Source organism: Rhizobium sp. RHZ01 (assembly GCF_014851595.1).
Taxonomy (GTDB): domain Bacteria; phylum Pseudomonadota; class Alphaproteobacteria; order Rhizobiales; family Rhizobiaceae; genus Rhizobium; species Rhizobium altiplani.
In genome coordinates this window covers 114,294-129,348 of the sequence record NZ_JACUZZ010000015.1, presented here as the reverse complement: position 1 = coordinate 129,348, position 15,055 = coordinate 114,294, and the positions used below count along the sequence as shown (strand labels likewise).

Annotated in this window: 11 protein-coding genes; 8 read left to right on the top strand and 3 right to left on the bottom strand. The window is 59.7% G+C overall.

Annotated elements, in window-relative coordinates:
- Window positions 1–4 precede the first annotated feature (4 nt).
- From IB248_RS17075 to IB248_RS17040, 8 genes are all read left to right on the top strand, one after another.
- Window positions 5–1,672, top strand: a complete 1,668-nt coding sequence (locus IB248_RS17075) for an ABC transporter ATP-binding protein (protein WP_025661263.1) — start codon at window positions 5–7, stop codon at window positions 1,670–1,672.
- Window positions 1,673–1,693: 21 nt separating this feature from the next.
- Window positions 1,694–3,064 (top strand): alpha-glucosidase/alpha-galactosidase, encoded by a 1,371-nt coding sequence (locus IB248_RS17070; protein ID WP_018858445.1) that lies wholly within the window; start codon window positions 1,694–1,696, stop codon window positions 3,062–3,064.
- A gap of 154 nt (window positions 3,065–3,218) precedes the next feature.
- Window positions 3,219–4,145, top strand: a complete 927-nt coding sequence (locus tag IB248_RS17065; RefSeq protein ID WP_025661264.1) for a helix-turn-helix domain-containing protein — start codon at window positions 3,219–3,221, stop codon at window positions 4,143–4,145.
- A 106-nt stretch (window positions 4,146–4,251) separates the two neighbouring features.
- A complete protein-coding gene (locus tag IB248_RS17060; RefSeq protein WP_192241314.1) occupies window positions 4,252–5,763 on the top strand; it encodes an alpha-N-arabinofuranosidase in 1,512 nt (503 codons plus the stop codon).
- A gap of 245 nt (window positions 5,764–6,008) precedes the next feature.
- On the top strand, window positions 6,009–7,109 hold the full coding sequence (gene ugpC / locus IB248_RS17055) for a sn-glycerol-3-phosphate ABC transporter ATP-binding protein UgpC (protein ID WP_192241313.1): 1,101 nt from the start codon (window positions 6,009–6,011) through the stop codon (window positions 7,107–7,109).
- A complete protein-coding gene (locus IB248_RS17050; RefSeq protein ID WP_192241312.1) occupies window positions 7,102–8,037 on the top strand; it encodes a sugar ABC transporter permease in 936 nt (311 codons plus the stop codon). The genes ugpC and IB248_RS17050 overlap by 8 nt, the downstream gene beginning before the upstream one ends.
- Window positions 8,034–8,885, top strand: a complete 852-nt coding sequence (locus IB248_RS17045; protein WP_025661268.1) for a carbohydrate ABC transporter permease — start codon at window positions 8,034–8,036, stop codon at window positions 8,883–8,885. The genes IB248_RS17050 and IB248_RS17045 overlap by 4 nt, the downstream gene beginning before the upstream one ends.
- 93 nt (window positions 8,886–8,978) lie before the next feature.
- Window positions 8,979–10,304 carry an extracellular solute-binding protein gene (locus IB248_RS17040; protein WP_192241311.1) on the top strand — a complete coding sequence of 442 codons (1,326 nt, stop codon included), beginning with the start codon at window positions 8,979–8,981 and terminating at the stop codon, window positions 10,302–10,304.
- Window positions 10,305–10,396: 92 nt separating this feature from the next.
- Here the strand turns inward: IB248_RS17040 and IB248_RS17035 are convergent, their stop codons facing one another.
- From IB248_RS17035 to IB248_RS17025, 3 genes are read right to left on the bottom strand one after another with little or no spacing between them, the layout of a single operon-like run.
- Window positions 10,397–11,677, bottom strand: a complete 1,281-nt coding sequence (locus tag IB248_RS17035) for an MFS transporter (protein ID WP_348648607.1) — start codon at window positions 11,675–11,677, stop codon at window positions 10,397–10,399.
- A gap of 8 nt (window positions 11,678–11,685) precedes the next feature.
- Window positions 11,686–13,122, bottom strand: a complete 1,437-nt coding sequence (locus tag IB248_RS17030) for a M81 family metallopeptidase (RefSeq protein ID WP_192241309.1) — start codon at window positions 13,120–13,122, stop codon at window positions 11,686–11,688.
- Window positions 13,123–13,130: 8 nt separating this feature from the next.
- Entirely contained in the window at window positions 13,131–15,050 is a 1,920-nt protein-coding gene (locus IB248_RS17025) for a beta-N-acetylhexosaminidase (protein WP_192241308.1), read from the bottom strand.
- Window positions 15,051–15,055 lie beyond the last annotated feature (5 nt).

Here is a 15,055-nt window from a genome sequence, read left to right as displayed (position 1 = left end):
GAAGATGGCTCTCTCACTCGTCAATTCCTTCGCTCCGCCGGTGCGCCACGACCACGAGGCGCATCAGGAAAAACCCGTCATCGACGCCCGCAATATCGGCGTCAAGTTCAAGGTCGAGCACGGCATCGTCGACGCGGTGAAGGATATATCCTTTCAGCTCTACCGCGGCGAAACGATCGCCATTGTCGGCGAATCGGGTTCCGGCAAGTCCGTGACTGCCCGTACGGTCATGGGTCTTTTGTCGAAGCGTGCAACCGTCTCGGACAAGTCGAGCGTCCACTATGACGGCAACAACATCCTGACATTTTCGGAGCGTCAGCGTCGCAAACTGCGGGGCGACCGGATCTCGATGATCTTCCAGGAGCCGATGAGTTCACTGAACCCGATCTACACGATCGGCAGCCAGATCATCGAAGCGATCCGTGTCCACCGCAAGATCAGCCGCAAACAAGCCGAGGCACGGGCACTGGAGCTGTTGAACCATGTGCAGATTCCCGATCCGGAAGCGCGGCTGAAGCAGTATCCGCACCAGCTGTCGGGCGGGCAGCGCCAGCGTGTGATGATCGCCATGGCTCTTGCCAACGATCCTGATGTGCTGATTGCAGACGAACCGACGACGGCGCTTGACGTTACCGTGCAGGCCCAGATCCTCAACCTCATTCGCAGCCTCCAGACGGAACTGCGAATGGCGGTGATCCTCATCACTCACGACCTCACGGTGGTGCAGAAGTTCTCCGACTATGTCTACGTCATGCAGCATGGTGAAATGCGCGAGCACAACACGACGGAACGCCTCTTTGCCAATCCGCAGCACGCCTATACCAGGCATCTTCTTGGCTCCGAGCCGCGTGGGCAGGCCAATCCGTTGCCCGAAGGATCTGACATTATCCTCGAGGCGCGCGACGTGAGGGTCTCCTTCATGATGCGCCACGGCAGTTTCTTCAAACCGCAATTGAAGGAACTGGTCGCCGTCGACAGCCTGAACCTGACGCTACGACGTCACGAAACGCTGGGTCTCGTCGGCGAGTCCGGCTCTGGCAAGACGACCTTCGGACAGGCGCTGCTGCGACTGAACGACCCTGATGGCGGCGAGATCTTCTTCGACAAGCTGCCGATCCATGGCAAATCCCGCGCCGAGATGCGGCCGCTTCGCTCACGCATGCAGGTTGTCTTTCAGGATCCGTTCTCCTCGCTCAACCCGCGCATGACGATCGGCCAGATCATCGAGGAAGGGTTGGTCGTCAACCAACTGGGCGCGACCAGGGCAGAGCGGCTCGATCGTGTTCGCGAGGCGCTGATTGCGGCAGGCATGCCGGGCAATATCCTGTCGCGTTTCCCGCATGAATTTTCCGGCGGCCAACGCCAACGCATCGCGATAGCTCGCGCCATTGCGCTCGAGCCGGAGTTCATCCTGCTCGATGAACCGACCTCGGCGCTCGACCTTTCCGTCCAGGCCCAGATCATCGAACTGCTTCGCAAGCTGCAGGATGAGCGCGGCCTCAGCTACCTCTTCATCTCGCACGATCTCAAGGTCGTGCGCGCCCTTTGCCACCGTGTGATCGTCATGCAGCATGGCAAGATCATGGAGGAGGGGCCCGTCAACGAAGTTCTCACCAATCCCAAGACCGCTTACACGGAACGGCTCGTCAAAGCCGCTTTCGAAGTCGCCTGATTGCACATGCCGGAGGTTATAATGGCAAGAAATCCAAAGATTACGTTCATCGGAGCTGGCTCCACCGTCTTCATGAAGAACATCGTCGGCGACGTTCTGCAGCGCCCGGCGCTGTCGGGTGCGACCATCGCCTTGATGGACATCAACCCGCAGCGGCTTGAAGAAAGCGCCATCGTTGTCAACAAGCTGATCTCGACGCTTGGCGTCAAGGCCAAGGCGGAAACCTATTCAGACCAGCGCAAGGCCCTTGCTGGCGCCGACTTCGTCGTCGTCGCCTTCCAGATCGGCGGCTACGAGCCCTGCACAGTGACCGACTTCGAAGTCCCGAAGAAATACGGTCTGCGCCAGACGATTGCCGATACACTTGGCGTTGGCGGCATCATGCGGGGCCTGCGAACAGTGCCGCATCTCTGGAAGATCTGCGAGGACATGCTCGCTGTCTGCCCCGAGGCGATCATGCTGCAATATGTCAACCCGATGGCGATCAATACCTGGGCGATCGCGGAAAAATATCCCACGATCAGGCAGGTCGGTCTCTGCCACTCCGTGCAGGGCACGGCAATGGAACTGGCCCACGACCTCGACATTCCCTACGAGGATATCCGTTACCGTTCGGCCGGCATCAATCACATGGCCTTCTATCTGAAATTCGAACATCGCCAGCCAGATGGCTCCTACAAGGATCTCTATCCGGATCTCGTGCGCGCCTATCGCGAAGGCCGTGCGCCGAAGCCCGGCTGGAACCCGCGTTGCCCGAACAAGGTCCGTTACGAGATGCTGACCCGTCTCGGCTACTTTGTCACTGAAAGCTCGGAGCATTTTGCCGAATATACGCCTTACTTCATCAAGGAGGGCCGCGAGGATCTGATCGAGAAGTTCGGCATTCCGCTCGACGAATATCCGAAGCGCTGCATCGAACAGATCGAGCGCTGGAAGGGGCAGGCCGAGGCCTACCGTTCGGCCGACAAGATCGAGGTCAAGCAGTCGAAGGAATACGCGTCCTCGATCATCAATTCGGTATGGACGGGTGAGCCGTCCGTCATCTACGGCAACGTCCGCAACAATGGCTGCATCACGTCGCTGCCGTCCAATTGCGCCGCCGAAGTGCCGTGCCTCGTTGATGCATCCGGCATCCAGCCGACGTTCATTGGCAACCTGCCGCCGCAGCTCACAGCACTCATGCGCACCAACATCAATGTCCAGGAGCTGACGGTCCAGGCGCTGATGACGGAAAATCGCGAGCACATCTATCATGCAGCCATGATGGACCCTCATACAGCGGCCGAACTCGACCTCGACCAGATCTGGTCGATGGTGGACGAACTGCTGGCCGCCCACGGTGACTGGCTGCCTGCATGGGCGCGCACCGGCCGCAAGGTTCAGGCCGCCTGACCATCTCTCTCCCGGTCACGGCCCCAAGAGGTCCCGCGGCATCGCCGCGGGACTTTTGCTATCGGGCACATAAAGTCGGCGGCCCGATTGATTAAATCAATATCTCTGATATAGAACCAATTGCGTAATCTTTTCCTGTGCCGATCGGAGCCCCATGAGCCGCAGCTTCCTTGTCGTCGACCCCGAAGAGGGTATGCCTATCCTCAAGGGACTGGCATCGCCGGCTCGCGTGGCGGTGTTGAAGCTTCTCCACGAGAAGGGCGCGCTCAACGTCAACGAAATAGCTGATATCCTTGATCTGCCGCAATCCAGCGTGTCGACCAACGTCCAGATGTTGGAAGAGGCGGGGCTTATCCACACAGAAACCCAGAAGGCCCGCAAGGGCAATCAGAAGGTCTGCCGCAGTGTTTATGACGAGATCCTGGTGGTCTTCAAGAATGAAATCAAGGAAACTGAACCAGACGCGATCGAGGTATCGATGCCGCTTGGTCTCTATACGAGCTTCGAGGTGACGGCGCCTTGCGGACTTTGCTCGGCCGACGGCATCATCGGGTTGCTCGATGTGCCCAATACCTTCCTTGATCCCGACCGCATGAAGGCGGGGCTCATCTGGTTCACACGCGGGCATGTTGAATATCAGTTTCCCAACAATGCGCGATTGACGAATACCAGCATCCGCGAAATCGAGTTCCTGATGGAGCTAAGCTCCGAGGTTCCCGGTACCAGCGCCGACTGGCCCTCCGACATAACCCTGACGGTCAACGGGGTCGATATCGGAACCTGGACGTCTCCGGGTGATTTTGGCGACAAACGCGGTGTATTCACCCCGGATTGGTGGAAACTGAAGGGATCGCAGTACGGCAAGTTGAAGAACTTCCGCATCAATGACGACGGCGCCTTTGTCGATGGATTGCGCATTTCCGAGATCACGCTCGCTGACCTGAAGCTCGACGAACATCATTCGATCCGCTTGCGCATCGGTGTGCGCGACAACGCCAAACATCCTGGCGGCATCAACATCTTCGGGCGCGGATTCGGCAATTACGACCAGGACATTCTGCTGCGTCTCAAGACTCGGTAAGTCTGTCCGATTTTCTGCATTTTGGTCTTGACCACGCCCCGGGCTTCCGCTTTATTCATCTCAAATTGTGATACAAATCACAAATGGCGATACAGTGGAGGATCTCATGAAGGCCGCGGTTACAGCGCACAGCAAATACACGATCTCGGACATCGACCCGCGCCTTTACGGCTCGTTCATCGAGCATCTCGGTCGGGCCGTCTACACGGGCATCTACGAGCCGGATCATGCGACCGCAGACGAGAACGGCATGCGCCGGGACGTCATCGATCTCGTCAAGGAATTGAATGTTCCGATCGTGCGCTATCCCGGCGGCAATTTCGTCTCGGCCTACAACTGGGAAGACGGCATCGGCCCCAAGGAGGATCGTCCGACCCGCCTCGACCTTGCCTGGCATACATCCGAAAGCAACCAGGTCGGCATCCACGAATTCGCCGATTGGTGTGTCTCGGCGAATACGGAGATGATGCTTGCCGTCAACCTCGGTTCGCGTGGTCTCGACGAGGCGCGCAACTTCCTCGAATATGTCAATCATTCTGGCGGCAGCGAGTGGAGTGACAAGCGCATTGCCAACGGAAGAAAGGAGCCCTGGGACGTCAAGCTCTGGTGCCTCGGCAACGAAATGGACGGACCCTGGCAGATCGGCCACAAGACGGCGGACGAATATGGCCGTCTGGCACATGAAACCGCCAAGGCCATGCGCGCCTTTGACAGCTCCCTCGAACTCGTCGTCTGCGGCTCGTCCAACGCACACATGCCGACCTACCCGGAGTGGGAGGCAACCGTCCTCGACCACACCTACAATGAGGTCGACTACATCTCGTTGCACATGTACTTCGAAAACCGCGCAAAGAACACGGCCAACTATCTCGCCCGCAGCATCGAGCTGGACAATTACATCGGCACGGTCGCAGGCGTCATCGATTACGTCAAGGCGAAGAAGCGCTCGGCAAAGAACGTCTATATCTCCTTCGACGAGTGGAACGTCTGGTACCACTCCAAGGAGCGCGACAAGGCAACGCTTGCCGGCGCCAATGGCTGGCCGCATGCGCCGGCCCTTCTGGAAGACGACTACAACTTCGAGGACGTGCTCCAGGTTGGCTGCATTCTCAATACCTTCATCAATCGCGCCGATGTCGTCAAAATTGCCTGCCTGGCGCAGCTCATCAACGTCATTGCACCCATCATGACGGTCCCGGGCGGCCCGGCGTGGCGTCAGACGATCTTCTATCCCTACTATTTCGCTTCCGTCTACGGGCGTGGAACTGCGCTGAAACTGATGGTCGACAGCCCGAGCTACAAGGTCGACGACCTTGGAGATGTGCCCTACCTCGACGTATCGGCGGTCCATGATGCGGACAAGAAGACGGTGACCTTCTTCATCGTCAACCGCCACGGAACCGAGACGCTCGATCTCGATGCGAGCCTCCTCGAATTCGGCGCCTTGCGGGTCATCGACGATCAGGTCGTGGCCCATGCGGATCTCAACATCACCAATACCGCCGACAAGCCCGACAACGTCGTGGCGAAGGCCGTTACGGGAACGAGCTTCGCCGATGGCAAGCTCAGCGCCAGGATCGCGCCACTCTCCTACAGGATGATCCGCCTGCAGGCATAATATAAATCCGCTTTGCTGATACATATCAAACGATGTGTTGACAAAGCAATTGTATGATTTAACGTCAGCGCACCGGTTTTGACGTGCCACTGGGAGGAAGAGATGGGAGCGACAGCTTCTGTTCTGGCACTATCACTGACTGAGGGACATTCGCCGATAAAAGCGGATGCAAACTCGCTCTCAGCATGCCTGCCATGTGTCCATATCGGTTTTTCGGGTTCTGACTGCAATCCAGGAGCAGCCGGATGACCGCGAATATCGAAATTCAGAATGTCACCAAGCGCTACGGCTCGATGACCGTCCTCGACGGCCTGTCGCTGTCGATCAAGGCCAACGAGTTCCTGGTCTTCCTGGGGCCGTCGGGTTGCGGAAAATCGACGCTGTTGCGCATGATCGCTGGGCTCGAAAGCGTGGATGGCGGCACGATCTCCATCAATGGCGAGCGCATCGACACGTTGCCGCCCGGTCAACGCGACATCGCCATGGTGTTCCAGTCCTATGCGCTCTACCCGCATATGACGGTTGCCGACAACATGGCCTTCGGACTGCGCAACATCAACGTATCGAGCGATGTGATCTCGAAGCGAATTGCCGAAGCAGCCCGCATGCTCGAGATTGGCCACCTCCTGGAGCGCAAGCCCGGCCAGCTGTCCGGCGGCCAGCGCCAGCGCGTCGCCATTGGCCGCGCCATCGTCAAGGAACCGAAGGCGTTCCTCTTCGACGAACCGCTGTCCAACCTCGATGCGGCGTTGCGCGTTCGCACCCGCGTCGAGCTCGCCCAGCTGCGCAATCGGGTGAGATCGACGATGATCTTCGTGACGCATGACCAGATCGAGGCAATGACGCTCGCCGACCGCATTGTCGTCATGAACAATCGCAAGATCGAGCAGATCGGCACGCCGATGGAGATCTACTCGCGTCCGGCAAGCCGGTTCGTCGCCACTTTTGTCGGCTCTCCGACCATGAACTTCCTGACCGTCGCCCTGTCGGAAGAAAACGGTTTCCTGCGCGCAAGTCTTCCCGACGGCACGCAACTCAAGACCGCCATCCGCGCAGCTGGGGTCAAGGGTGGCGAGTACTCGCTGGGCATTCGTGCAGAGGCCGTCAAGCTCGCCAACGGCGTTGCTGCGACGACGACGGGCAAGGTGGATGTCCTCGAGCGTCTTGGTGATCGCACCCTTCTTTATACGCGTCTCAAGGATGGCAGCGTCGTCATTGCCGAGGACATCGGCAACAGCCGCGTGGCAATCGGCGACGAGGTGGGGCTGACGCTCGACGGGACGCGCACGCATCTCTTTGATGATACCGGTCACGCCTGGCACAATGAGGAGGCCGGTCATGGCTGAGGCGGCACTCGATCGTGCCGAGGCGACGGCTACGGACGCCGAACGGCGCAACATCCAGAACATCAATGCGCCGCAATGGCGCAATGCCCTCTTCGTCGCGCCCTATCTCATCGTCTTCATGGCCCTTCTCGTCGTGCCGCTCTTCTGGGGTATCTGGTTGAGCCTGCACAAGGCGGACGCCTTTGGCGTCGGCAAGTTCGTCGGCCTGACCAACTATATCCGCCTCTATAACGACCGCATCTTCCTGCAGGCGATCGGCAACACCTTCTATTTCGTCTTCCTGACGGTGCCGGCGCTGGCGATCATCGGCCTGCTTCTGGCGCTGGCTCTGAACCGCCGCACCCGCACCGCTGCCGTGCTGCGCGCCTTCTATTTTTCCTCTTCGGTCCTGTCGGTGACGATCGTGACGCTGATCTGGCGGATCGTCTTCATCGCCAATTTCGGTTTGCTGGCGACGATCTACGGCTGGTTCGGAGCGACTGCGCCCGCTTTTCTCTCCGATCCGCGGATTGCCATGATCGGCATTGCGATCGCCACCGTCTGGTGGTGCATCGGCCTGCCGATGATGCTCTTCCTTTCGGCACTGCAGCAGGTGCCTGGCGAGATCTACGAGGCGGCAGCCCTTGACAATGCCAGCCGCTGGCGCACGCTCTGGTACATCACGCTGCCCTCGATCAAGCGCACCTTCGTCCTCGTCGTCATCATCCAGATCGTCTTGCAGTTCCAGCTCTTCGGCCAGGCGCGGCTGATGACGAACGGTGGCCCCAACAACGTCTCCAAGCCGGTCGTCCTCTACATCTACGAGGCCGCTTTCACCAAGTGGGACCTCGGCCTCGGTGCTGCCGCTTCCGAAGTCCTGTTCATGATGATCCTGATTGCCGCCATGGCGCAGTACATCGCCACGCGGCGCAAGGGAGAAGAGGGATGAGCGGATCTGTCTCGGGCAATATCGTCGGTCGCACCTTGGGTGACCGCATCATCCTCGGCCTGGTGATCGCGCTGGCCCTCGTCATGGTGGCGCCGGTGGTCTGGGTGGTGGCGCTCTCCGTGAAGGACAACAAGGAACTCATGCTGGACATGAACTCCGTCTTCCGCGCGCCCTACACGATCAAGAACTATATCGATGTCATCGGCACCTCCTCGGTTTTCCGCTGGGTGTTAAACAGCACCATCGTTTCGGGCGGCCTGACGCTCGCGACGCTGGTCCTTTCCTCGCTTGCCGGCTATGGCTTCGCGCGGCTGAACTTTCCTTACCGCAACGTGCTTTTCGTCATCGTGCTGCTCGGCCTTGCCGTGCCGGAACAGGCCGTGCTGATTGCCCGCCAGCAGATCTTCGGCTGGCTGAAGCTCCACAACACCTATCCTGGGTTGATCCTGCCGGGGCTTTCGGCACCCTTCGGTGTCTTCCTGATGACGCAGTATTTTCGCGCCATCCCCAAGGAGCTGGACGAGGCGGCCCTGCTCGACAACGCCAGCCGCTTCAAGATCTTCTGGAAGGTGCTCTTGCCGCTCACCATTCCGGCGCAGGCAACACTTGGCATCTTCACCTTCTTCAGCGCCTGGAATGACTATCTCTGGCCGCTGATCTCAGGCACCCGCAAGGAGATGTTTACGCTGACCGTCGGGATCGCCTCGACCCAGATGAATTTCGCGCAGTCTCAAGGTCTCGGCTTCCTGATGTCCCAGGCAGTGTTCGCCAGCGCGCCGATCCTGATCCTTTACCTGTTCTTCCAGAAATACATCGTGACGGCCGTATCCGGCACTGCCGTGCGCTAGGGCTGGCGACAGGGACCACGTTTTAAGTGCAACCGGCTCCCGAGGAGGGGGCTCACGTCAAGGGGTGGGGAACCCCAAAGAGGAGGAGTTGGAATGACGCATACTTTCAGAAAATACATGCTTGCGGCGGCCTCGGTGATCGCCCTTGCCGGCGCAAGCCCGGCCTTTGCCGCCACCGAACTGACGGTTCAGCGCTTCTTCGGCGCGTGCGATGCCGACTTCGGCACCAATACCGATGTCAGAAAGGCTGTCGGGGAATGCGGTATCATCACCTCGCTCATTAACAAGTTCAACGCGGACAATCCGGATGTGCATGTGACGGTGACGACCGTGGAATGGCCGGGTTATGACCAGCTGACGGCACAGTTCGCTGCCGGCGACCCGCCGGATATCGTTACTATCCACCAGTCGGTACTAGCTGACTATCAGTCCAAGGGCCTGCTAATGCCGCTGGACGACGTCCTGAAGTCCGTTGGCGTTGCGTCTTCCGACTTCACCGATGCCAGCTTGAACGGCGTGACCAAGGACGGCAAGATCTACGGTCTGCCGATCGACAACTGGACCATGCTGTACCACATCAACTTGGACCTTTTCAAAAAGGCCGATCTCCTCAACGCCGACGGCACGCCGAAGTTGCCGACCAGCGTTGATGAACTCATGGCCCAGGCCAAGCAGTTCAAGGAAAAGACCGGCAAGCCATACTTTGTCCAGAACCTGGCGAACGAAGTCGCGCTTTATACCCGCAATCTTTATACCTACCTGTTCCAGCAGGATTCGAACTTCTTTGCCGATCCGAAGCAGGTGAAGATCAATACGCCCGAGGCCAAGAAGGTCCTCGAGATGTACAAGGCGATCTACGACAACGGTTATACCACCAAGGATCTCGACTATGCGGCCGGCATCAACGCCTTCCTCGCAGGCGAGGGCGGCGTTCACCTGAACGGCACCTGGGTCATCGGCGACTATACGGCATCCTCCGAAAAAGCAGGTACCGCGCTGAACGCCGGCGGCTATGCCGTTTATCCCTATCCGCAGCTCTTCCCGGGCAAGAAGGCGCAATATGCCGACGGTCACAGCTGGGCAGTGTCGCAGAAGGATCGCAGCGACGAGCAGACAGCTGCCATCGGCAAGTTCCTGAAGTTCTTCCACGACAACGACTTCGACTGGTCGAGGACCGGCCACCTGCCAGCTGTCAAGGCGGTTCTGGCTTCCGATCAGTTCAAGGCTCTGCCGCATCGCGACACGATTTCGGCAATCGCCACGCTCGGCACTCCGCTACCGTCGACCGTCCAGCGCCAGTTTGCGATCCAGGACATTATCGGCCAGGAAATGAGTGCTGCGATCACCGGTCAGAAGGAGATCGATGCAGCGCTCACCGATATGGAACAGCGCATCAACGAGTTGCTCGCCAACATCTGAGGCTTATTCTCCCAAGCCAAGAGAGCAAATGCCCGCCGCGCTCCGCGGCGGGCATTTGCAGTTGAAGGGCGCTGGTTGGAGATATGCCGGTCTCAGCGCCGTTTGTCTCCGTCAAAGAAAAGCAGCAGGAAAAGCCCGCAAAGCCCTGCTGCAGCACCGATGATTGCCGTACCGGAATAGCCGCTGACGCCAGTGCCGATCGCAAAGAGAAGGGCGCTCAGCCCCGCGCTGACAAAGATGTTGACGGATATCAGCGCACTGCCAAGGCCCGGCCGCTCGGCTATCAGATCCTGCAGGTAGGTGATCGGAATGCTGATGAGCGCTGCCGCGCCGACACCACTGATGAGGGTCAAGGCGTAAACATGCCATGGCGCAGAGGCAAAGCCGAGCAACAGAAGGTACACGACATAGATGATCGTGCCGATCGCCAGCGCCGTAACGTGGCTCATGATCCGTTGGGCACGGCCCCAGACGACGATGAAGACCACCTCGAGCAGGGCAACGATGCCAACCAGGATCCCGATATCGCCGACCGTCCCGCGTGCGGGGCCCGTAACGATCAGTGGCAGGATGGCACCGTTCACGTGAAGGGTGCTGCTGATGAGCGCCACCGCGATCACGCGGACGAAGACGCGAGGTGAGATGACTTCTGCGAGTGCAGCAAGATAGGAAAGATGATGCGTGGCTGCATTGTCGGTTCCGCTCTGGCGTGGCAGGAACGCGGCGATCAGGCAGAGGCACACCAGGCAGGCAAGGCTTGCGAAGAGATAGGCGGGCAGCATGCTTGTTGACCGCGAAAGGAGTATGCCGACAAACCCTGGGACCAGCACCCAGGAGAGTGAAATCATCGCTCTCACGCCCGAGTTTACCGTCGCCACGTCACCGCGTGGCATCCCGTTGGTGGTGGCGCGCACATTGGCAAAGAGCAGGGAATTGAGCGCGTTGTAGATCGGCAGCAGCAACAGCGCACTGAGGACAAAGGTTGCCTGTGTCGGAAAGACGTAGACCGCGCCATAGCCGAAGATGCCGAACACGGCGACCGACAGCATCAGCCTGCGGAACTCACCAAGTCTGTCCGCAAGATTGCCGAGCAGGATGCTGACGGTGACATTGACGGCTGCTGCAGCAAAGATCAGCGCCGAGTAGAGCCCATTGCTCAGGCCAAGCTCGCGGATCGCGATGACCGCTTGATACGGCGAGGTCGCCGCGCCGGCAAAGCCAAAGGCGAAGATCGCAAGCATGCTGACCCGAACTGTCGGGTTGCGGAATACGTCAGGCAGAAAACGGGTCATGATGGGTCGAGGGAAGGAAATCAACCGGCGATGCGGATCGAGACGCCTTAACAGGTTCGACGCGAGGCCGAAACCTGCCAGGAAATAAATCAGTCTTTCCAGCGCGCCGAAAGGCGTGCCTGCGGCGTATAGGCAAAGTCGCGGTCAAAGGGAAAGACCGGCCGGATGCGTCGGTTGCTCACCAGAGCTTCTATGTCCTGGTTCACCACCCCCTCAGTCAGCGCCATCAGGTTTGGGTTGGCGATCGGCGCAAGTTCCGGAGAGAGGTAGCCCGACTTTACCACCAGCATGCGCACAGACTTTGGATCGAGCCCAAGGCGCGTGAAATCGGCGATGTTGTGATAGGGCCGTCGGCGGCCAGCAAGCACGACCGTAATCCCTCCGGTCCGCACCACCGCCTGACGCTCGTCAAAGGTACCGGGATCATCGAGGAAGACAACCTCTGCTACCACGTGGACAGGCGAGCTCGACGGGTCAAGCGTCGCACCGATATCGAGCCCGATCCTTGCGCCCTTGCCAGCGGCAAAGCACGCCTCGACAGCCGGCCGATCCGTAACGCCGGCAAGCAGTGCCCCGTCAAACCGCCGCTCCAGCAAAGCCTTGAGCACATCAGCGCGATCCCCGACACCGCCGCCTGTCGGATTGTCGGCTGAATCCGCTAGGATCACAGGCGCTGTAGAGGCTTCCTCCGCCAGTTCAAGCATCTGTTCGAGCGGCCCGGTCACCGGCCCAAAAACAAAGTTTTCCCGCGCATTCCAATAGGATGTGGCGATCTCTTCAACTGCCCGTGCCGCCGCCTGTCTGTCGGTCGCTGTGACAACCGCGCAGGCGCTCGCCCGCGGTTCGTCCGCCCAGACATAGCCGATCATCAGATTTGCATCGAGAATGCCGGCGCGCCGGTCGATGTCGGGCAGCGCCTTGTAAAGGCTTCTTGCTGGCTCGTCCTCGGTCGAGGTTCGCTCGCCCGGCCAGAGCACCGGCACCGGAGCCCAGGCGACACTCGGTCGTCTGCCGGATCTCAAGGCGTCCACAAGCATCGACCAGGCACGTATCATTGTGTCCCTGACGTCGATGTGCGGTGCGGTGCGATAGGCCGCGAATATGTCGAGTTGGTCGACGATCTTCTGACTGACATTGCCATGCAAGTCATAGCTTGCAGCGACCACGCAGTCCGGACCGACGACGGAGCGGGCCGCCGCGATCCAGTCGCCTTCGGCATCCTCCATGCCCTCGACATTCATGGCGCCATGCATTGCAAGGTAAAGCCCGTCGACCGGCAGGACAGCCTTCAATCGATCAAGAAACTCCGCCTTGAACGCCTGATATGCAACAGCCGAAACCGGACCACCGGGCACGGCGCGTGCGTGAAGTAGCGGGAGATGTTCAACCCCTTCCGCATCGAGAAAACTGAAATAGTCGGAAGCAAGGAGATCGGCTGCGCGCAGGACGCGAAAATCGTCGACCGCCATCAGCACCGGCGAATAGGTGCTGCATTCCGTATGAATTCCGCCAACCGCAATCCGCATCGCCGGCCTCACAGTTTTGGGCTAAGGGGAACGATCGCGGCGAAGCGATGCCAGTCCTTCATCGCCCGCGGCGTCCACGCGGCCTCGGCAATTGCCGGCAACCGTGGGAAGACCAGCCGGTTGAAATAGCCGCGCGACAGAAAGTGTTCCGACCAGATACAGGCCTGAACGCCCTTCATCCTGTCCTTCAGTTCCTCCGGAAATTCACCTTCTGCCTCATAGGCATAGGTGTGGGCCGGCGGCACTGTCCCGGCCCAGCTTGCACCGGGCTCCTGAAAGGCCTCCGCTTGCACCATGTCGAGATAGTAGGCCTGGCCAGGGGTCATGACGACCTCGTAGCCTTGTCTGGCGAGATCGATCCCGACCTGCGGGTTCTCCCAAGCCATCAGCAACGTGTCTGCTGCGGCGACACCGCCGCCATGGGCCACTTCGTTCCAACCGGCCAACTTGCGACCACGCGCGCTCAGCATGTCCTTCACGCGCTTGAGGAAATAGGACTGTAGCGCAAACGTTCCTGAAATCCCTTCCTTCTCCATCAGCGCCTTGGCAAGCGGGGAGGCAAGCCACGAGCCGTTCGCCACCTCGTCACCACCGATGTGGAGATAGGAGGAGGGGAAAAGCTCGACCATCTCGTCGAGCACGTTCTCGAGGAATTCGTAGGTCCCGGGCACGGCTGGATTGAGCGCGTTGTTCGGATAGCCCTGCACGGAGTGATAGCTCTCCGGCGCCTCCTGTCCGTCGGACAGATCAGGCAGCGCCGTCAAGGTGGCCGTGCTGTGGCCCGGAATATCGATTTCGGGGATGATCTCGACGTTCAAGCTTGCAGCGTGAGCGACAATGTCGCGAACGTCCTCCTGGGAATAAAAGCCGCCAACCGGTTCGGCACTGTTGCCGAGTTGAGGCAGGAGCGGCTCATCCGGCCCCCGCAAGACGCCTGTCGTCGTCAGTTCCGGATAGGCCTTGATCTCAAGCCGCCATGCCTCGTCGTCAGTCAGATGCCAATGGAAGATGTTGACCTTCAGCCAGGCAAGGATGTCGATCAGGCGGTTGATATCGGCGACCGGATAGAACTGCCGCGAAACGTCGAGATGGCACCCCCGCCAACCGTATCGCGGCTTGTCGGAAATTGTCCCGGAGACGGGAAAGCGGAACGTCTGTGGATGGCTGCGGGCGCCATGCAGGAGTTGCGAGAGCGAAGTCAGCCCGTATTGACGTCCGGCAGCATCGGCAAAGGATAGCGTGATCGTCGCGGGCGAGAAGGCAAGCTTGTAGCCTTCCGGAGCTATCGTCGGATCAACCGAAAACTGCAGGGCCCGGCCCTGCGGCGAGGCCACGAGATTGAAGGGTGCGTGGTCGCTCTCAAAGAGGCGCCGGAAGAGCGAAAGGGCAGTTGCGACGGCGCGCACGTCGTCAGCCGAGGATCCTTCGGCGGGATAGAGAACGACAGGAAAGCCATCGCCGGGCCTGGCGTCGATTTCTGCCGGCCATGGCTGCAACGAGAATGGAAGCGTGAGCCTGCCTTCCGGGAGAAGCATCGGCGGCGGTTCATTGACGCGACCTTCAAGCAGCAGATCGGAGACGGAAACCGTGACATGCCTGCGATCAGCCAGCGTCACATAGGCGGACTTGGCGCCATCGGTGCAGTGGCGCGCGGGCCTGTGCAGGCCACTGACGGTGAAAGTCCAGCTCTTGCCCGGTTCGAGGACGAAGTCGGTTGGCGGTGCAAACTCGTGAAAATTGGCATTGCGGCGCACAAAGGTGGCATTTTCGCAGGCCTTGGCATCGATGACACGCGTCAGCGAGGTGTAGACCAGCGTGAAGCCGGAAAGCGCAACATCGGAAAGATTGAAAAGGGAAAAGGTAAAGCGGCCGTTCGGGCCACCATCCGGCTGCCACGAACTCTCCAGGCGGTAGGGCGCCACAGTCATATCTG